Genomic DNA, 18,335 nt, shown 5'->3' with positions numbered 1-18,335 from the left:
CCGTTTGCGGCTGGCCTGTGTTCTATATTTGAACAGCGGGTTCGATAACTGAATAACCGGTCGGTTTAGTCACTCTACGACAAACATGACGCAGCTAACAAGTAATTCAAGTAACAGTGCGTGATCCAGCAGGGCGGCTAAAAAAGTGTTCAGGTGCCGGGTCTTGGGCGGAGCATGTGGCGTGCTCCCGGGCATGAATGCTGAAATTGCGGGAGGTTAAACGTAGACTCCGGCCAACCATGAGGACTCCGGCAACCAGCTACTGTGCAGACTTTCGGAGTCCATCAAACGCCGCTAAAGGAGCCGTTCCTGTGACCATTCCCTATTTCGACGCCGGTGCCGTGCGTTCGGCCGTCCCGTTCAGCCGGGCGGTGCGTGCCATCGAGGAGGGGCTGCTGTCCGGCGTTGACCCGGAACTGGACAGCCCGCGGCTGTTCAGCCCCGCGCCGGACGGGGAATTCCTGATCATGCCCACCGAGGGCGGCGGCCGCTACAGCGGGGTGAAGGTGGCGACGATCGCGCCGAGGAACCCGGGCCGCGGGCTGGAGAAGATCCAGGGCATCTACGTCTTGTTCGACGCCCAGACGCTCGCCCCGCTGGCCACCATGGACGGCGCGGAACTGACGGCCATCCGCACGCCGGCCACCACCCTGGCCGCGGTGAAGAACATCGCTGCGGCGGCGCCGGACGGCGAAGGTTTCGGGGACGCTCCGCGGGTGCTGGTCTTCGGCGCCGGCGTGCAGGCACTGAACCACATCCGCGCCGCCCGGGCCGTGTTCGCCAACGCCAGTTTCACCGTGGTCGGCCAGCGTCCGCACCGAGTGGCGGAACTGGTGGCCGTGCTGGCCGCCGAGGGGATCGAGGTGGCCGACGCAACCGGTGAGCCGGACGCCGCGGTGGCGGGCGCCGACGTCGTACTCTGCGTGACCTCCTCGCCGGAGCCGCTGTTCGACGGGACGCTGCCCCAGGACGGGGCGATCATCGCGTCCGTGGGACAGCACGGCCTGGACGCCCGCGAGGTGGATGCGGCGCTGGTGCTGCGCAGCGACATTGTGGTGGAAGGCCGCGCCTCCTCGTGGCGGGAGAGCGGCGACCTGATCCCCGCGCGCAGCGTGGAGGAGTGGCAGCGGATCCAGCCGCCCAACCTGCGCGATCTGATGGAAGGCAAGCTGGTGCGGCGGCCGCGCACCTGCTGCCTGTACACCGGCGTGGGCATGGCCTGGGAAGACCTGGTCACGGCCGCCGTGGTGTACGAGGAGGGCAGGCCGGGGAAGTAGGTTTGCGCGGGTTGAAGGTGGGCGCCACACTGGGCAGCATCCCGGATAGTGGGCGCCACATCGGGCAGCATCCCGGATAGTGGGCGCCACATCGGTCCGCCGAGGAGCAGGACTTCTGGTGCTGGGTGTGCCGCGTACCTTTTAGCCAGCGGCAGCGCGGGCCCGAAGGGTCAGTTCTTCTTGCGCTGACGCAACCAATGTGGCGCCGGCTGTCGGCTGCGACAACCAGGGTGGTGCCGGTCGTTCGTGCCGGCGGCGGGGCCCCGCCGGTCTTGCTACACAGGCACTTTCCGGGCCGCCCGGCCATGCACCAAGTAGTACAGCGGGATGCAGGCAACCATCAGCCCGCCCAGCCAGGCGTACATGCCGTTGAAGCCGGTCAACGGCACCAGCAGGCCCAACAGCACGGGGCCCAGACCGGTGCCGATGTCCAGCATCAGGTAATACGTGGCCAGCGCCGTGCCGAACCGGTGCTCCGGAATCAGCCCGACGGTGATGGCTTGGGTCCCCGGCAGCAGGGTGCCGAAGCCCAGCCCGCTCAGTACTGCGGAGGCAAGGACAACCCAGATGGCCGGCCCCAGCGCCAGCAGCGCCAGCCCGGCGGCGAACAGCGCCATGGCCGGGTAGATCACCACGTTGTCGCCCCGACGGTCCTGGATCCTTCCGGCGGTCAGGCGCGACACCAGCACGGCGGCGGCAAACACGCCGAAGAACAACGCAGCCGCATCGGTGGCGCCGGCGGCATTCGCATACGAGGCCAAGAAGGAGAGCACACCGGAGTAAGCCAGGCCAGCCACCAGCAGCACCGTAGTGATCGGCAGGACCGCCGGCTCGAACACCTTCGCCAGCAGGCTGCCGGGCCTCCGGTGCATCTTCTCCGTCATGCTTCCCGGGCCGCGCTGATTGACGACGGCGGCGGGCGCCGGCGGCGCCTTGGGCAGCCGCAGGGTGAGGGTCACCAGCATCGCGGCCACGGAACAGGCCGCACAGAAGAGGAAGACGCGGTCGTAATTCCCGTCGACCACCAGCAGCACCGCCATCAGCGGGCCGATCGCGGTGGCCAGCGTGGTCGAGACCGCGAAATAGCCGGTGCCTTCACTGCGCCGGGTCGGCGGGATCAGTGCCTGCGCGCCGGCCGTCACCGCCGTGTTGGCCAGCCCGAATGCCACCCCGTGGACCAGACGCAGAGCCAGCAGCAACGGCAGCGAACCGGCCGGGATGTACAGCAGGGAAGCCGCGACGAAGGCGGCCAGGCTGATCAGCAGGATCCGCCGCCGACCCACGTTGTCAATCAGCGGCCCGGCGAAGAACCGCGAGACCAGCGCCCCGACGATGAACGCGCTGGACGCGAAACCGGCCCCGGCGTCGGACGCCAGGAACCGCTGCGCCGCATAGAGCGCCATGGACGTCATCAGCAGGTAGAACACGATGTAGATGAACAGGTTGGTGCCGATCGCCAGCACAAGGTTCCTGCTCCACAGCTTCTCCTGCACGCGGTCGGCCTCCATGCCTGGTCGGTCCCGGACATCGTTGCCGTGGCCGGACGCCACGGATGAACCGGCCCATCCGATTATGCCGTTGGATGGCACCCGGTGGTGAGGCATGACGCGCAGGTGGGCACCGCCGTCGTCCTTAGGGAAGTCGGTATCGCCGCTCGGATGCCTGCACGGCGGACAGGCCGGCCACGCCGAAAGCCACGACTAAAGCGAGGACCAGGAACAGGGGAGCGGTCCAGCCGCCAGTCAGGGTATTCAGCCACCCGGCCACCGGCGGGGCGCAGGTTGCGGCCAGGTAGCCGCCCGTCTGGATGCGGGCGGAGGCGGTTGCCGCCTCCTGGTCGGTGCGGGCCACGCGGGGTATGACGGAGAAGATCGCGGTAAACCCCCCGCCCTGGGCGATGCCGCCCGTGACCGACCACAGCAGGTAGGCATCGGGAGCCAGGAGGAGGCCGATGGGCAGCGAAATCCACAGCACGGCAATACTTGCCGTCGGCACCCAGAGCCGGGTGCGCGCCGCCAGCAGCGGCACTCCGAGTGCGCCGACAATGGCGGCGACCTGGAACAGGGAAGCGCTGGCTCCGGAGGCAGTGGAGGACAGACCCCGAACGTCGGACAGCAGCAGCGGTAGCCAAGTGGTGGTGGCGTAGTAGGCGGCGGATTGTCCGCAGAACGCCACGGTCAGCATGGCGACGATCCACCTGTTGCTTCGTCCGCGGAGGGACTTCGATGCCGGGGCAATCGGGGTGCCCGGTCCGTCGGTGCCGCGGCCGCCTGCTGCCGCTGGGTGGGCCGATGGCTTGTCGGACGCCGCGCTCCGGTCAGGCTGCAGTGCTTCGCGACGCCGTCGCGCTGTCGGCAGCCAATAGGCCAGGCCAATGATCACCACTACCGCCCAGGCCGCCAGTGCCCACCGCCACCCGACCAGCGCGGCGAGCGGGGCGGTGCCCAACAGGGCGGCCATGGACCCGACGTTCATGATGGCCGAGTACGCGCCGGTAACCGCGGACACCCGGTTCCACGGCACATCGCGGCGGATCAGCACCGGCACCACGATGTTGCCCAAGGTGAGGGCCACGCCGATGATGGCCGTGCCGGCGAACACCACGGCCGCCGGGCCCAGGGAGCGGATCACCGTTCCGGCGAGGACGCCGCCCAGACACAGCAGCACGGTGGCTTCGGGGCCCCAACGCCGGATGGTGCGGGTAGCCAGCGGGGTGGCCAACGCGAAGAGCAGCACCGGGAGACCCGTGAGCAGGCCGGCGCCGGCCGCCGTCAAACCGAGGTCGGCCTGGATCTCGCCCAGGACGGCGGTCGGAGCGATGATCGGGGCGCGCAGGTTCACGGCGAGCATGGCAATGCCCAAGACCACCCACGGCAACGACGGCCGGGAAGCGAATACGCGGTCCGTCGCTGGCTCCTTCACTTGGTCTGAAGGTGGGCCGGAATCCGGTAGCCACCCCAGTCACCCTATCGAATCGGCCGGAGGTCAGGCTCCGGCGGCCGCGAGGTTGGCGCCGGTGCTAGCCCAGGTAGTTCTGCTTCAGGTCAGCGCTCACGGCATGCGCCGCGGGCGCGAGGACCTCAAGGACCGGGGCGGCGCGGAAACCTTCGGTAGGGACGACGACGGCGATGGATGCCACGGCGTGTCCGTAGGGCCCCTTGATGGGGACGGCGACGGCGGTGGCGTCCGGGTGGATGTAGCCGCGGGTCACGGCGTGTCCTTCGCGGCGGACCTTCGCGAGGACCGGGCGCAGATCGGCGCTGCTGGGGTGCGGCTCGACCGAGAACCGCGGGCGCGGCAGTCCCAGGACCTCATCCTGCCGTTCGGGCGGTGCATCGGCAACGAGGACCAGGCCGCTGGATGTGGCGTACCAGGGGATGCGGCCGCCGACTTTGGTCCAGTTCACAACCGACTCGGGGGCGGACAGCCGCTCGAGGTAGAGGATCTCGCCGCCCTGCAGGATGCCGAGCTGGGCGTGCTGTTTCAGTCGGTCGCGGACGCGCTCAAGGTGCGGCAGCGCGATTTCACGCAGGCCAACGACGCCCGGGGCTCGGACCGCCAGCTCCCACAGCCGGACACCGAGGATGACGTCCCGGCCGCGCCGCTCCAGCAGTCCGAGGCCGATCAGTTCGGTGACGATGCCATGGGCGGTGGCCATCGGCAGGCCGGTCCGGGCGGCAATCTGGGTCAGCGTCAGCTCATTGCTGGAGGGGTCGAATGCCTCCAAGACCTCGACGGCACGGGAGATGGCGGACCTGCCGCCGGAAGACCTGGCCACGTCACCAACCGCTACTTATTCGCATGATACGAATTCTAAGCATGTTCTGTTGTGATCCACACCATACTTTCGGAAGACCCGGGCGATGACCGGGCCGACTGACCGAAAGGCGGATCATGACGATCGCACCGACTGCCTCCGCGCAGACCTTGCCAGAGGCCGACTGGCTGGACCCGGCGGAACTGGCCCGCGACCCGTACCCCAGCTTTGCCCGGCTGCGCGAGGAGTCGCCGGTGGCCTGGTCCCCGGCCGTGAAAAAAGTCCTGATCTCCAACTACGAGGGCTGCAGCTTCGGCGAGCGGCATCCGGAGATTTTCTCCTCCAACGTCTCCGGCGGCACCATGGTCCGGGCGATGGGCGGGCAGCCGATGATCCGCAAGGACGACCCGGAACATGCGGCGGAGCGGGCACCGATGAACCGTACGCTGCGGCCCAAACAGATCATGGAGATCTGGGCCGGGAAGTTCGAGTCGAACGCCCGGCTCTATCTCAACCGGATGCTTGAGGTGGGAAAGGGCCAAGCCGACCTGAACCTCGACTTTGCCAAGCCGCTGGCCGCCAAGAACCTGTGCGACATGCTGGGCATGACCAGCGTCGAGCCGCTGGACCTGGCCCGCTGGTCCCGTGACTTCATTGCCGGCACTGGCAACGTGCTGGACAGGCAGGAGATCTGGGACCGGTGCGAGGTCTCCCGGATGGAGTGCGACGCGGCCCTGAACGAGACGATCGCCCGGCTGCGCCATACCCCGGACGCGTCCATTACCTCGATGCTGCTGGAATCCGGGATGGATGAAGACAAGGTCCGCAACAACGTCAAGCTGGCGATCTCCGGTGGGGTGAACGAACCGCAGCACATGATCACCAACCTGGTTTGGCTGCTGGACCGCTCGCCTGGGCAAAAGGCTGAACTGCTGGCAGACCCCGGACTGTGGAAGCAGGCCTTCACCGAAGGCACGCGCTATTTCTCGCCGATCGGCATGATCACCCGGGAAACGGTCGCCGACGTCGTTGTTTCAGGAGTCACCGTCCCCGCCGGGACACAGGTGGGGATGATCCTGGCTTCCGCGAACCGGGACCGGAAGCAGTTCACCGATCCGGACGCGTTTGATATCCACCGCGGCGGCGGACCCAACCTGGCGTTCGGCAGCGGCGTGCACCAGTGCGCCGGCAAATGGGCCGCCCAGAAAGCGGTCGGCGAGATCGCCGTGCCGATGCTGTACCGGGAACTTCCAGGACTGCGCCAGGACCCGGATCGGAGCGAGACCTGGGACGGTTGGGTCTTCCGCGGCATGACCAGTCTTCCGGTCGCCTGGTAGCCCAGCGGCCCGCACCACCTCCACCCACCAATCAGAAGGACGATGATGTCTACGAACACTCAGCCAGCCTTGGCCCCCGGCGCCGTTGTGCGCGAACGGCGCCGCGTGATCTTCTCCAGCTATTTGGGTACCACGATCGAGTTTTACGACTTCCTGCTCTACGCGACCGCTTCCGCCGTGGTCTTCGGACCGGTGTTCTTCGCCGGTCTGGACCCGTGGGCCGGCGTCGTCGCCTCCTATGGGACGTTTGCCGCCGGCTATGTGGCGCGGCCGCTGGGCGGCATCATCTTCGGTCACTTCGGTGACCGCATTGGGCGCAAGAAACTGCTGGTCATCTCGATGCTGCTGATGGGCCTGGCCTCCACGGCGATCGGCTTGGTCCCCACACCGGAGCTGATCGGCCCTTGGGCTGCCGTGGTGCTGGTGTTCCTGCGCGTGCTGCAGGGCATCGCCGTCGGCGGGGAGTGGGGCGGTGCAGCGCTGATGGCGCTGGAGCATGCGGACCCCAAGGCCCGCGGGTTCGCGGCGTCCTTCACCAACGCCGGAGCGCCGACCGGTTCGGTGCTGGGCCTACTGATGATGAGCATGTTCTCGGCGCTGCCGCAGGAGCAATTCCTGAGCTGGGGCTGGCGCGTGCCGTTCCTGCTGTCCTTCGTCCTGCTGTTGCTCGGGCTGTATGTGCGCTCGCGGGTGTCGGAGAGCCCGGTCTTCCAGCGGGCGCTGGAGCTTGACGCTGCCGAACGCGCCACGGCACCCAAGGCCCGCCGCACCATTCCGCTGGTTCAGGTGCTGCGCCGGCCGGGGCTGCTGGTGACGGTGATCCTCGCGGCGACGTCTGCGTTTGCGCTGCAGACGCTGCTGTCCACGTTCTCCATCACCTACACCGTCTCGCTGGGCGTGCCGCGCTCCGATGTGATGCTCGCGTTCGCCGGCGCCGGCGTGATCAGCATCGGCACCACGCTGCTGATGGGCCGGATCTCGGACCGGGTGGGCCGCAAGCCGCTGATGATCGCCGGGAACATCTTGTTTATCGCAGTCACCCCGGCGGTTTTCGCGCTGCTCTCCACCGGAAACATGGGTGCGATTTTCCTGGCCTTCACGCTCGGTATCGTGACGCAGACGGTGCTCTACGGACCGATGGCCGCGTTCATCGCCGAACGCTTCGGCACCTCCTCGCGCTACACCGGCGCTTCCGTCGGCTACCAGGTAGCCACGCTGCTGGGTGCCGGCTTCACCCCGCTGGTGCTCGCCAACCTCTACGGCGGCAGCGGTGCGTCACTGACTCCGGTGATCGTCTACCTGTCGATCGTTGCCGCCGTCAGCCTGGTCACCGTGATCTTCATGCCCGAGTCCAAGGACCGCAGCCTGGGCGACGAACCGGGCCAGGAACCCGGGCACGGAACGACGACGGCGGAAGCCGGGTCGGGTGCCGGCGGGTTTGGCGGGGACTCGGCGGGCAAGGCCGGGGTGGAGGTGCGCTGAGATGGCCAAGGTCAGTTTCCATCATGGCGACGGCGCCGTGGACATCGTTGACGTCGACTCCGGCACCTCGGTGATGCGGGCTGCGGTCACCAACGGCGTGGCCGGGATCGTCGGCGAATGCGGCGGCCAGGCCATGTGCGCCACCTGCCACGTCTACGTCCGCGAGGAGTATCTGGACGGGCTGCCTCAGATCGGCGAGGACGAGGAAGAGATGCTGGACTGCACGGCCTCCCCGCGCGACGATTCCCGCAGCCGGCTCGGCTGCCAACTGAAAGCCGGCGACGACTTCACCGAAATCGAAGTGGACCTGCCGGCAGAGCAGAGCTGACGTGTGTGGGCGTGCGGCCCGGAGTCATGGGCCGCACGCCTAGGTTCGTTCCTGCCCCGGGTTGGGTCTCGGTGGCTGGACCTGCCGGTCAGGCGGCAATCACTGGTGGTCAAACGGTTAGATGTCTGCTGAGCCGAGGACCTGTCCTGAAACGGCCAAGAGCCTGAACGGTGCCTGCCGATGCTCCACGTTCACAGCAACGGGCCCGTGATCAAAGGATCTGATGCCGAGCCCGAAGGCCGTGAGCCGCAGGTGGGCCGCCGCCAGGGGTGAGCCGGTCAAAACGGTCTTTGCGGCTAGCGCCTCTTCTGCCGGGCGGGGCCGGTAGTCGCCGAATTCCTCGGGAGAGCCCGACGGCGAAGTTGCGACCAGCAGATCATCGAAGTCGGCCCATGCGCGTACTGATGCGTGAGGAGCTGCGGCTTCCAAAAGGGCGTCGAAGGCCTTGGCCGTTTTGCTGGCGCCTGTCCGGTTGGCGATGGTCCAGCCCTGGGGGAAGGTCTTGACCGTGATGCCGGGACAGGTGCGGTTGAGAAACCGGGCGATGGATGCGCGCCGGATTGGGCCGGACACGAGTGGCCCGGCCCAATCGTAGGCGCCGCCGGAGCAAGCTCCGCACATAGGTAGGCTGCTTCCTGAAGGCTACTTCTGCCGCGGGTTGCGGGCCTTGAATTCCTCGGCAATGGTGTTGAAGTCGACCCACTTGATGCCGTCGTGGCCGTTGATGTGTTCGATCAGCCGTTCCAGCATCAGCAGCACCTGCGGACGTCCGGAAACGTCGGGGTGGATGGTCATGGTGAACGCGGCCTGATCGTATTCGCGGTAAACCCAGTCGAACTGGTCCCGCCACATCTCTTCCAGATGGCGCGGGTTAACAAAACCGTGGCTGTTCGGGCTCGACTTGATGAACATCATCGGGGGCAGATCGTCCAGGTACCAGTTCGCCGGGATCTCGACCAGATCGGTTTCCTCACCGCGTTCCAGCGGCTTCATCCACGTGCTGGCCGGCTTGTCGTAGTCGATCTTGGTCCAGCTGTCGCCGACGCGCACGTAGTAGGGCTCGAAGTCCCGGTGCATCAGCGAGTGGTCGTAGGTGATCCCGCGCTCCAGCAGCAGTTCGTTCGTCACATTGGAGAACTCCCACCACGGCGCCACGTAGCCGGTGGGGCGTTTGCCGGTGCGCTGTTCGATGAGATTGATGCAGTAATCCAGGATTTCGGTTTCCTGTTCCCGGCTCATGGCAATCGGGTTCTCGTGGCTGTAGCCATGCACGCCGATCTCGTGGCCTGCGGCGACCACCTCGTCGAACTGCTCGGGGAAGGTCTCGATGGAGTGGCCCGGCCAGAACCAGGTGGCAGGCAGATCGTATTTCTTCAGGAGCGCATTGAGGCGGGGGACGCCGACTTCGCCTGCGAACATGCCACGCGAGATGTCATCGGGGGAGTCTTCGCCGCCGTAGGAGCCAAGCCAGCCGCCGACGGCGTCGACGTCGATGCCAAATGCTACAGAAATTTCCTTTGCCATTCTCTTTCCTTCGTGTCGGGGGGACGGATTAGATATAGGGGGTCAACATGTCAGGGGCCGGCGTATCGCCGTGGGAAAGCAGGAGGGCGAGAAGTAAACGGGCGTGGAATAACGGCAAGGATCCGAGCGGGAGTGCGCCGGCTCCGACCAGATCGGCGCCGCCGCCGTTTCCATAGAACGGAACAACCGGTCCTTCCGGAACCCGGGTGGACAGCCCGACGGCGATGCCGGCACCGACTGCTTCCTCCACCCACTCCAGAATGCGGTGGTTGCCGTTGCCGACGCCGGTGCCGGCGATGATTACACCCTTCGCCCCGGCATCCACGGCGGCTCGGGCGAGCGAGGCATCTGCGCCGGGATGAAGGGACACGACGTCGACCCGTGTCGAGTCAAAGGACGCAGGCGGTAGCGGCAAGGCCGGCGGCCGGACGGGGCGGAACATGAACCGGACGTCGTCCGCGCCGACGCGGCCCATCGGTCCGCCGTCCATGGTGCGGAACGGGGCCGGAGCGACGGTGTGCGCCTTGCGTGTTGCGCGGGCGGCGAACACCTGCCCCGCAAACGCTATCGAGACGCCGGTGCCCCGCGCCTCTGCGGCTGCGGCAACGGCGATGGCGTCGCGCAGGTTGGAAGGCCCATCGGTATCCGCTGCATCTGCTGGCCGCTGGGCCCCGGTCAGCACGACGGGCTTGGCGCTGGAGTGCACTAGATCCAACAGGTACGCGGTCTCCTCCATCGTGTCCGTGCCGTGGGTCAGCACCACCCCGTCGACGTCGTCGCGTGCGACCTCGAGGGCAACCTCCTCGGCAATGTGGCGGAGGTGGGTGTGGTCCAGCAGGTAGGAGCCGAGCTGGAAGATGTCGCGGGAAACGACTTCTGTGGCGCCTCCTGCCACGCCGGCCAACAGGTCCTGCACCCCTTGGCTGGCCACCGATGCGCCCCGCGAGTCTTGGCGTGAGGCTATGGTCCCTCCGGTCGCCAACACCGAAATCTGAGGCATGGTGGGTGCACCTTTCTGGCTGGATCGCAGCCGAAGCTGTTGCGTTCACACCTGCACGGCGGAACGGAAGTAGACGCCAGTATGCTTTACACAAACGTTTGCCGCAAGTGCGCTGCGTCACCTACGGTCCAATCCAATATGCTGATTGATTGTTGCGGAGCTCACTGCGGCATGGGCAAGGGGAGACCTGCCCCCAGTGGAGGAGATCATGGAAAGTCGCTCTAGGCCTGTCACGTTGCGCATGATCGCCGACGAGATTGGCGTCAATGTCTCCACCGTTTCCCGGGTCATCAACGCCTCGGATACAGAGGCGCGGCGCTGGGCGTCCGGCGAGGTGATCGAGCGCATCCGAGCGGTGGTTGCGGAACGTGGGTACCAGCGCAACCCGCAGGCTGCGAGCCTTCGAACCCGACGTTCCGGACTTGTCGGTGTCTTGGTTCCACGGCTTCAGGACTACGTCCTGGCCACGATCTACGAGGGCATCGAAGAGGCGGCTACCGAGCAGGGAATCTCCACCTTCGTCACGAACTCGCTGGATGTTCCGGCCAACCAAATTGCCCGCACGGAGATCATGCTGTCCCGCCGTGTGGACGGACTGATCTTCGGCGACGCCCATACCGGCGAGCCGTTCCTTGACGAGTTGGCGGAGCGCGGCGTCAAGTTTGTCCTGGTCTCCCGCCGGGCGGGCAATCATGTCTCTGCAACGTGCGACGACGTCATGGGGGGCCGGTTGGTGGCAGAACACTTGCTCGCCAGCGGGCGCAGGGATGTCGGCGTCCTGGCTGGGCAGCCCTACGCGTCCACCGGCATCGACCGAACTGCCGGGATTGTCCAGGCCTGCCGGGATGCGGGGATCGACATACCGCCCCACCGGATTGTGCAGGGCGGGTTCGACGCGCCGGGCGGACACGAGGCGGCAGCCCAGATGATCGAAGCGGGTGGGTGCCCCGACGCCATTTTCGCCGCCAACGACTTTGCCGCGATCGGGGCTATGGGTGTCCTGCGCGAGCGCGGCATATCCGTGCCGGACGACGTCGCGGTGGTGGGGTACAACGACACTCCGCTGGCCGCCGAGCTTCCGATCCCGCTGACCACCGTCCGTTCCCCCATGCACGAAATGGGGCGCCGGGGACTGGACCTGCTGGTGGCCCTGCTCCGCGGCGACGAGGTCGAGTCTGTGCGGCTGGCTCCGGAGCTGGTCGTGAGGGCGTCATCCGCAGCCGCCCCGTCGAAAATGTGACTCACCTATCGTGACAAAGGCCACGAATTCCGTGTAGGGTCCATGTCCAGTGGTTACACAAAGGTTTGTGTAGCGCGAATTCCGTTCTCTTAGGTTCCTGGTCGTTCCGGACTGCCTCCCCTAGGCGCTCTTACACAAACGATTGTGAACCCCCTCACTCCCGAAAGGAGCAGTCATGGAGTCAACGACATCGGCTGAACGCCGCACCCAGACTGCGGTCGGAAAGACTGAACCATGGAATGTGGTTATCACTGGCAAGAAGATGGCCTACGTCTCGGTGGTGTGCTTCATCGCCTGGGTGGCTTCCGTCTACGACTACACGCTCTTCGGCACGCTGCTTCCTGTCATCGCCGAAGATTTCGGCTGGTCGCCGGCCGAAGCTGCGGCGGTCAACACATGGGCCACTGTCGGTGTCTTCCTGGTCTCGCTGGTGGTCGGCACCATCATGGACAAGATGGGCCGTAAGCGCGCCCTCATCCTCCTGGTGATCGGCGGCGCCGTCAGTTCCGGCCTCACGGGTGCCGCAGCCGGTGCCGTTTCGCTGGCCATCATCCGCGGTTTCTCCGGCTTTGCGATTTCCGAAGAGGTGGTCAACGCCGTCTACCTCAACGAGATCTACAAGAAGGCCAAGGGCCGCGGGTTCATGTTCAGCCTGGTCCAGGCCGGCTGGCCGGTGGGCGCGCTGATGGCTGCCGGCTTGACTGCGGTGTTCCTGCCGATCGTCGGGTGGCGGTGGAGCTTTGTCATCGCGGCCGGTATCTCCCTGATCGTTGTCCTGCTCGCGGCCAAGCTGCCCGAATCCCCGACGTTTGCCGCCATGAAGGAAGTCGAACGACGGCGCAAGGCCGGCGACCTGGCGGGCGCGGCCGAACTGGCGGCCGAGCACGAGCTTGAAGTAGGCAATGGCGCCAAGGTGGGCGTGCGCGGGGTCTTCACTCCGGAGTTGCGCTGGCACACCATCAGCGTGTCCCTGTCCTGGCTCTTCAGCTGGATGGCCATCCAGGTGTTCTCGGTCCTCGGCACCACGGTGCTAGTTGAGGCCAAGGGCCTTTCCTTCGACAATGCGCTGTTCATCCTGATCCTCGCCAATGCGGTGGCGTTTGCCGGCTACCTCTTCCACGGATGGGTCGGTGACCGCTTTGGCCGCCGGAACACCGTGCTGGCCGGATTCGTCCTTGGCGGTATCGCCAGCGTGATCATGCTGACGGGCCCCAGCAGCTCCGGATTCGTCATCGCCATGTACGCCATGACCCTGTTCTTCCTCACCGGTCCGTTTGCCGCGATGCTGTTCTACATGGGCGAGTCCTACCCGGCCCAGGTCCGCGGTACCGGCAGCAATCTGGCCCACGTGATGGCCCCCGTCGGAGCCATCGTTGGATCCGCGCTCATCGCCGTCATGCTGGGGGCAGGAATGTCGATGACGTCCGCGGCCCTGCTGGCGGGCTCGTTGCCGCTGGCCCTCGCCGGCGTCGTCATGATCTTTGCCCGCAAGGTCGATCACCGTCAACCAGCCACTGAAGGAGCCTTGGCATGAGCAACCTGACCCGCGACGACGGACTCGAAGGCAAAGTCGCCGTCATCTCCGGTGCAGGCAGCGGAATCGGCCGTGCCCTGGCGGTGGCGTACGCCAGGGCGGGAGCAAAGACCGTCGCCGGATACTTTCCCGGCGACCCGCATGATGTGCATGAAACCGTTGACGCTGTGGTCGAAGCCGGCGGCGAGTGCCTGCCGGTACCGGTGGACGTCCGTGACTCCGTCCAGGTGGACCGGCTGGCCGCAGCAGCCGTCCGTCAATTCGGCTCCGTGGACATCGCAGTGGCCAGCGCCGGCATCCTGCGCCGGGCGCCGCTGGACGAGATGACTGATGAAGCGTGGAACGACATGCTCTCCGTGGACCTCACCGGAGTGCTGCGGCTGTTCCGCTCCTGTGCGCGGCTGATGGGCGAGGGCGGGGGATCCATGGTTGCCGTCTCGTCCATCGCCGGAGGCGTCTACGGGTGGGACGATCACGCTCATTACGCAGCCTCGAAGAGCGGACTCTTGGGACTGTGCCGCTCGCTGGCCACCGAACTGGCGCCGCGCGGAATCCGGGTCAACACCGTGATTCCCGGCCTGATCGAGAGCCCGCAGTCGCTGGACGCCCAGAACTCGCTGGGGCCGGAGGGCCTGAAAGCCGCCGGCTCGTTCATTCCGCGGGGCCGGGTCGGAACAGTGGACGAACTCGCCCGCACCATCCGGTTCCTCACCAGCGACGACGCGGCCTACGTCACCGGCCAGCAACTCATTGTTGACGGCGGCCTGACAGTGCGTTGGCCGAGCTGACCCCTCGACGGTAGAACGGGTCGAGGAACACTTTTCGAAAGGAGAATCATGGCAGGGCAACTCGAAGGAAAGGTCGCCGTGGTCACCGGCGGTGCCAGCGGCATCGGCCGGGCCATCGCGGAACTCTATGCCCGCGAGGGCGCAACCGTCGTCGTCGCTGATCTGAACGAGCAGGCGGCGAAGGATGTTGCGGCCTCTTTGGCGGCGGCCGCACAAGAACATGCGGCCTACGCCGTGGACGTGACCGACGCGGAATCGACCAAGTCGTTGGCCGAGACCGTCGTGTCCGATCTGGGACGGATCGACATCCTGGTGAACAGTGCGGGCATTTTGACGGAGATCCCCTTCACCGAGCTGACTCCGGCCGATTTCGACAAGATGATCGCCGTCGATTTGCGCAGCGTGTTCCTCTGCAGCCGCTGGGTGGCGCCGTACATGATCCAGCAGGGCTGGGGCCGGATCATCAACATCGCATCCCAGATCGGGCTGAAGGGTGGCACCGGCCTGGCACATTACGCTGCGGCCAAGGCCGGGGTGATCGGCATGACCAAGTCGATGGCACGGGAGCTCGCGGAGCACAACGTCCTGGTCAACGCGATCGCGCCGGGTCCGATTGTCACTCCGCTGCTGGGCGATCTCAGCGATGAATGGCGGGCCGAAAAGCAAGCAGAGCTACCGCTTGGTCGCTTCGGCACCGCAGAAGAAGTAGCACCGACGGCCCTGCTCCTCGCCTCGTCGCCTGGCGGCGATCTCTACATGGGTCAGACGCTTGGCCCCAACAGCGGCGACGTCATGCCCTGAAACCGGCCCACCAAAGGCGGGCACGTGCACAGCGCGCGTGCCCGCCTTTGCCCTTTCGTGAAGGAGACGCCCGACAGATTCCGGCGATGCCATCCCGCTCACGATGGTAAAGTCAGGGCAAGTATGCTTTCCGTCCGCAGTGTTGCGCGGAACGCCGTCGAAGCGCCTTGGGTGTGTCGGCCAACTAAGACTTCAGTGCCGGCAACTCCGGCGTAGGGCGTCGTAGCCCGCAAATAAATAGCACCACAGAGATCGGAACATATGAACGCCAAGACCCTGCAGACTCCTCCCAAACTTGCCAAGGGCGCCTTGCGCATTGTTCCGCTGGGCGGACTGGGCGAGATCGGCCGGAACATGACGGTGTTCGAGTTCGGCGGCAAACTGCTGATTCTGGACTGCGGCGTGTTGTTCCCGGAAGAGCACCACCCGGGTGTGGACCTGATCCTGCCCGACTTCTCCTACATCCGCAGCCGTATCAACGACGTGGTCGGCATTGTTCTGACCCACGGGCACGAGGACCACATTGGCGGAGTGCCCTACCTGCTGAAGGAACGGCCGGACATCCCCGTGATCTCCGCGAAGCTGACGCTGGCGTTCGTGAAGACCAAGCTGCAGGAACACCGCCTCAACGCCAAAATGGTGCAGGTCAAGGAGGGCGACCGGAAGAAGTTCGGCCCGTTCGACCTGGAGTTCCTGGCTGTCAACCACTCCATCCCGGACGGACTGGCCGTTGCCATCCGCACCGGCGCCGGCCTGGTGCTGGCCACCGGCGACTTCAAGATGGATCAGTTCCCGCTGGACCGCCGGATCACCGACCTGGCCGGGTTCGCGCGGCTGGGCGACGAGGGCGTGGACCTGTTCCTGCCGGATTCCACCAACGCCGAGGTTCCCGGTTTCCTCGCTGCCGAGGCCGATCTGGTGCCGGCAATCGATACGGTCATGCGCACCGCCCCGCGCCGCGTGATCGTCTCCAGTTTCGCCAGCCACGTGCACCGCATCCAGCAGGTCATCGACGTGGCACACAAGTATGGTCGCAAGGTCGCTTTCGTGGGCCGGTCCATGGTGCGCAACATGACGACGGCGCGCGAGCTCGGCTACCTGAACATCCCGCGCGGTGTGCTGGTGGACTTCAAGGAGCTGGAGAAGCTGGCGCCCACCAAGGCCGTGCTGATCTGCACCGGCTCGCAAGGTGAGCCGATGGCGGCGCTGGCCCGCATGGCCGGCGGCGACCACATGATTGACCTGACCGAGGGCGACACCGTGCTGCTGGCGTCCTCGCTGGTGCCGGGCAACGAATCCTCCATCTACCGGCTGATCAACGACCTGACCAAGCGCGGCGCCAACGTGGTTCACAAGGGCAACGCGAAGGTCCACGTCTCCGGCCACGCCTCGGCCGGCGAACTGGTCTACTGCTACAACCTGGTCCGCCCGAAGAACGTGCTGCCCGTCCATGGCGAGCACCGGCACCTGAAGGCGAACGCCGAGCTGGCGGTCCGTACCGGCGTCGAGCCCAAGCGCGCGCTGATCGGCGAAGACGGCATGGTGGTGGACCTCAAGGACGGCGTAGCACGGGTGGTTGGCCAGATCGCCGCCGACTACGTCTACGTGGAGAACATGGTGCCTGGCGCGGCCACCGAGGCCTCGCTGCAGGACCGGCTCCGGCTGGCCGAGGACGGCGCCGTCACCGCGCTGCTGATCGTCAACCCGGACACGGGCCGGCTGGAGGAAGAACCGGAATTCTTCCCGGTGGGCTTCGCCCCGGCCGTGGAGGAGTTGGAAAAGGCCACCGGCATCGTGGAGAAGACCCTGATGCAACTCCGCGGGGACAAGACCGGTCCGGACGCCGAAAAGGCGATCGCCCAGGCCCTGATCCGCTGGTCCGACCGGGCCCTCCGCCGCAAGCCGGTGGTCACGGTCATCATCGTCGAGGCGTAGCAGCCCTTCAGCTCACACACAGCAGCGCCCCTGCCCGGCCGGGCGGGGGCGCTGCTGTCCTTGCTGCTGGCTACGGGACCGGGATGGTTCCCGCGTAGTCGGTGTTGTAGCCGGTGACCGGCTGGTGCGGGATCTCTTCCCAGCGGTCGGCGTCTTCCTGCTGGACTTCGCCGGTAGCCAGGCCCAGCAGCAGTTCCTTCATGGCGAGCAGGTTCTGCTTGATGCTCTTGCCGCGGGCCTTCTGGCCAAGGCTGCCGTCCGAGGTGTTGCCGGAGGTTTCGAAGAAGACCACCGGGTTCGAGTGCCCCTCCGGATTCATCCCCTGGTAGTCCAAGCCCAGCATCATCGCCGAGACCACGCCGCCCTTGATGTCGATCTCCTGGCCGTTGCCCACCTGGTAGCGGTCCATGTTGATGGAGCCGTACTTGGACAGCTCGTCGTACACGTAAACATGCATCTGGCGGGTCAACTCGTCGTAGGCGCCGTCCTTGATCCCCGGCAGGGTCGGACCGCCGGGAGCCAGCGAGATGCCCAGCGACAGCGTGACATCGTCACCGGTGCCCCATTCCTTCTTCAGCCCCTGGTGGTGGATGTCGATGCCGTAGGCCGGTTTCACATCGGTCCAGTATTCGTAGAAGGCCAGCGATTCGTTCGCCACGAATCCGTTGGGTGTCCAGTCCCGGTTCAGGTCGATCCGCTGCTCACGTCCGTTGGCGCCGAACTCCGGCAGGCCGTTGGCCTGGTCCCACAGGATGGTGTGGCGGATGTTCGCCTCCGCGCCGTCCGGGTTGTACATCGGGATGAAGTGGAAGGTGAACTTGTCGCGCAGCAGTTGGTAGTCCGACGAACCGTTGGTGCCTAGATCCTTCAGCAGCGTGAGGATTGAATCGGTGCCGTAGGGCTCGTTGCCATGGATGCGTCCCTGGATCCACACGTGTTCGGCGCCGTTGCCGACCGTGGCCACCCAGAGATCGCGGCCCTGTTCCGACTTGTTGACCTGTGTGCCCGCTTCTTCGAGCGTGAAGGCGTCAACGCCAAAGCGGCTGGTCTTCCCCAGTTTCCGCAGCTCCTTCACTACGTCGTCGTAGGTCAGGATGCTGGAGATATTGGTGTTGCCCTCGGTGGAGGGGAAGTTGGCGTCGGCAAGAACCGGAGTGGCGGCGCTGAAGGGAATGACGACGGCGAGGGCCGCCGCCGCTGCCAGGCTACGGTAGCGCTTGGGTTTGGCCGGTAGTTGGTTGGTGCTGCTCTTGGGCTGGTGCTTCACTGCATGTCCTCCAAAGGTTGAGCGATTCATCCCCGAACGCAGCCGTTGGGAACGGCAACGAACGA

General features: G+C 66.2%; 16 protein-coding genes. 9 read left to right on the top strand and 7 right to left on the bottom strand.

Annotation, left to right across the window (positions count from 1 at the left end):
* The first annotated feature begins 311 nt into the window (after positions 1-311).
* Positions 312-1,277, top strand: a complete 966-nt coding sequence (locus MNQ99_RS17015; RefSeq protein ID WP_241913787.1) for an ornithine cyclodeaminase family protein — start codon at positions 312-314, stop codon at positions 1,275-1,277.
* 275 nt (positions 1,278-1,552) lie between these two features.
* Here the strand turns inward: MNQ99_RS17015 and MNQ99_RS17010 are convergent, their stop codons facing one another.
* The 3 genes from MNQ99_RS17010 to MNQ99_RS17000 form a co-directional block, all read right to left on the bottom strand.
* The gene (locus MNQ99_RS17010; RefSeq protein WP_241913786.1) at positions 1,553-2,785 is read right to left on the bottom strand and encodes an MFS transporter; all 1,233 of its coding nucleotides are present in this window, start codon (positions 2,783-2,785) and stop codon (positions 1,553-1,555) included.
* 124 nt (positions 2,786-2,909) lie between these two features.
* On the bottom strand, positions 2,910-4,199 hold the full coding sequence (locus MNQ99_RS17005; protein ID WP_241913785.1) for an MFS transporter: 1,290 nt from the start codon (positions 4,197-4,199) through the stop codon (positions 2,910-2,912).
* A 97-nt stretch (positions 4,200-4,296) separates the two neighbouring features.
* Positions 4,297-5,055: an IclR family transcriptional regulator gene (locus MNQ99_RS17000; RefSeq protein WP_127515025.1), complete on the bottom strand. Its 759-nt coding sequence runs from the start codon at positions 5,053-5,055 to the stop codon at positions 4,297-4,299.
* Positions 5,056-5,171: 116 nt separating this feature from the next.
* On the opposite strand from MNQ99_RS17000, the gene MNQ99_RS16995 reads away from it, so the two are divergent.
* The 3 genes from MNQ99_RS16995 to MNQ99_RS16985 are packed head-to-tail and all read left to right on the top strand — an operon-like array spanning position 5,172 to position 8,181.
* Positions 5,172-6,371 carry a cytochrome P450 gene (locus tag MNQ99_RS16995; RefSeq protein WP_241913784.1) on the top strand — a complete coding sequence of 400 codons (1,200 nt, stop codon included), beginning with the start codon at positions 5,172-5,174 and terminating at the stop codon, positions 6,369-6,371.
* Positions 6,372-6,416: 45 nt separating this feature from the next.
* Positions 6,417-7,853, top strand: a complete 1,437-nt coding sequence (locus MNQ99_RS16990; protein WP_241913783.1) for an MFS transporter — start codon at positions 6,417-6,419, stop codon at positions 7,851-7,853.
* Between the two features lies 1 nt (position 7,854).
* Positions 7,855-8,181, top strand: coding sequence for a 2Fe-2S iron-sulfur cluster-binding protein (locus MNQ99_RS16985; protein WP_241913782.1), 327 nt, complete (start codon positions 7,855-7,857; stop codon positions 8,179-8,181).
* A gap of 117 nt (positions 8,182-8,298) precedes the next feature.
* On the opposite strand, the gene MNQ99_RS16980 is transcribed toward MNQ99_RS16985, so the two are convergent.
* From MNQ99_RS16980 to MNQ99_RS16970, 3 genes are all read right to left on the bottom strand, one after another.
* Positions 8,299-8,754 carry a hypothetical protein gene (locus MNQ99_RS16980; protein ID WP_241913781.1) on the bottom strand — a complete coding sequence of 152 codons (456 nt, stop codon included), beginning with the start codon at positions 8,752-8,754 and terminating at the stop codon, positions 8,299-8,301.
* A 69-nt stretch (positions 8,755-8,823) separates the two neighbouring features.
* Entirely contained in the window at positions 8,824-9,705 is an 882-nt protein-coding gene (locus MNQ99_RS16975) for a polysaccharide deacetylase family protein (RefSeq protein ID WP_127515017.1), read from the bottom strand.
* A 28-nt stretch (positions 9,706-9,733) separates the two neighbouring features.
* Positions 9,734-10,705, bottom strand: coding sequence for an asparaginase (locus MNQ99_RS16970; protein ID WP_241913780.1), 972 nt, complete (start codon positions 10,703-10,705; stop codon positions 9,734-9,736).
* A gap of 208 nt (positions 10,706-10,913) precedes the next feature.
* Here MNQ99_RS16970 and MNQ99_RS16965 point away from each other — a divergent pair, with 208 nt between their 5' ends.
* The 5 genes from MNQ99_RS16965 (at position 10,914) to MNQ99_RS16945 (ending at position 17,003) form a co-directional block, all read left to right on the top strand.
* Positions 10,914-11,945, top strand: coding sequence for a LacI family DNA-binding transcriptional regulator (locus MNQ99_RS16965; RefSeq protein WP_241913779.1), 1,032 nt, complete (start codon positions 10,914-10,916; stop codon positions 11,943-11,945).
* 175 nt (positions 11,946-12,120) lie between these two features.
* Positions 12,121-13,479 carry an MFS transporter gene (locus tag MNQ99_RS16960; protein ID WP_241913778.1) on the top strand — a complete coding sequence of 453 codons (1,359 nt, stop codon included), beginning with the start codon at positions 12,121-12,123 and terminating at the stop codon, positions 13,477-13,479.
* Positions 13,476-14,267, top strand: a complete 792-nt coding sequence (locus MNQ99_RS16955; protein ID WP_241913777.1) for an SDR family NAD(P)-dependent oxidoreductase — start codon at positions 13,476-13,478, stop codon at positions 14,265-14,267. The genes MNQ99_RS16960 and MNQ99_RS16955 overlap by 4 nt, the downstream gene beginning before the upstream one ends.
* Positions 14,268-14,315: 48 nt before the next feature.
* Positions 14,316-15,068 (top strand): SDR family NAD(P)-dependent oxidoreductase, encoded by a 753-nt coding sequence (locus MNQ99_RS16950; RefSeq protein WP_241913776.1) that lies wholly within the window; start codon positions 14,316-14,318, stop codon positions 15,066-15,068.
* A gap of 261 nt (positions 15,069-15,329) precedes the next feature.
* Positions 15,330-17,003 (top strand): ribonuclease J, encoded by a 1,674-nt coding sequence (locus MNQ99_RS16945; protein ID WP_127515007.1) that lies wholly within the window; start codon positions 15,330-15,332, stop codon positions 17,001-17,003.
* Positions 17,004-17,073: 70 nt separating this feature from the next.
* Here MNQ99_RS16945 and MNQ99_RS16940 read toward each other — a convergent pair whose 3' ends face one another.
* Complete coding sequence (locus MNQ99_RS16940) at positions 17,074-18,270, bottom strand: M14 family zinc carboxypeptidase (protein WP_241913775.1); 1,197 nt, start codon at positions 18,268-18,270, stop codon at positions 17,074-17,076.
* Positions 18,271-18,335 lie beyond the last annotated feature (65 nt).

The organism is Arthrobacter sulfonylureivorans (assembly GCF_022637435.1).
GTDB classification, from domain to species: domain Bacteria; phylum Actinomycetota; class Actinomycetes; order Actinomycetales; family Micrococcaceae; genus Crystallibacter; species Crystallibacter sulfonylureivorans.
Note: the sequence above shows the minus strand (reverse complement) of the source record. Positions and strands in the feature narration are given on the sequence as shown.

What these genes read in the sequence shown, in the direction of transcription:
- MNQ99_RS16990 (WP_241913783.1), top strand. Translation starts at nt 6,417, where the DNA reads ATGTCTACGAACACTCAGCCAGCCTTGGCCCCCGGCGCCGTTGTGCGC.
- MNQ99_RS16985 (WP_241913782.1), top strand. Translation starts at nt 7,855, where the DNA reads ATGGCCAAGGTCAGTTTCCATCATGGCGACGGCGCCGTGGACATCGTT.
- MNQ99_RS16975 (WP_127515017.1), bottom strand. Translation starts at nt 9,705, where the DNA reads ATGGCAAAGGAAATTTCTGTAGCATTTGGCATCGACGTCGACGCCGTC.
- MNQ99_RS16955 (WP_241913777.1), top strand. Translation starts at nt 13,476, where the DNA reads ATGAGCAACCTGACCCGCGACGACGGACTCGAAGGCAAAGTCGCCGTC.
- MNQ99_RS16970 (WP_241913780.1), bottom strand. Translation starts at nt 10,705, where the DNA reads ATGCCTCAGATTTCGGTGTTGGCGACCGGAGGGACCATAGCCTCACGC.
- MNQ99_RS16960 (WP_241913778.1), top strand. Translation starts at nt 12,121, where the DNA reads ATGGAGTCAACGACATCGGCTGAACGCCGCACCCAGACTGCGGTCGGA.
- MNQ99_RS16995 (WP_241913784.1), top strand. Translation starts at nt 5,172, where the DNA reads ATGACGATCGCACCGACTGCCTCCGCGCAGACCTTGCCAGAGGCCGAC.
- MNQ99_RS16950 (WP_241913776.1), top strand. Translation starts at nt 14,316, where the DNA reads ATGGCAGGGCAACTCGAAGGAAAGGTCGCCGTGGTCACCGGCGGTGCC.
- MNQ99_RS16945 (WP_127515007.1), top strand. Translation starts at nt 15,330, where the DNA reads ATGAACGCCAAGACCCTGCAGACTCCTCCCAAACTTGCCAAGGGCGCC.
- MNQ99_RS16965 (WP_241913779.1), top strand. Translation starts at nt 10,914, where the DNA reads ATGGAAAGTCGCTCTAGGCCTGTCACGTTGCGCATGATCGCCGACGAG.
- MNQ99_RS17010 (WP_241913786.1), bottom strand. Translation starts at nt 2,785, where the DNA reads ATGGAGGCCGACCGCGTGCAGGAGAAGCTGTGGAGCAGGAACCTTGTG.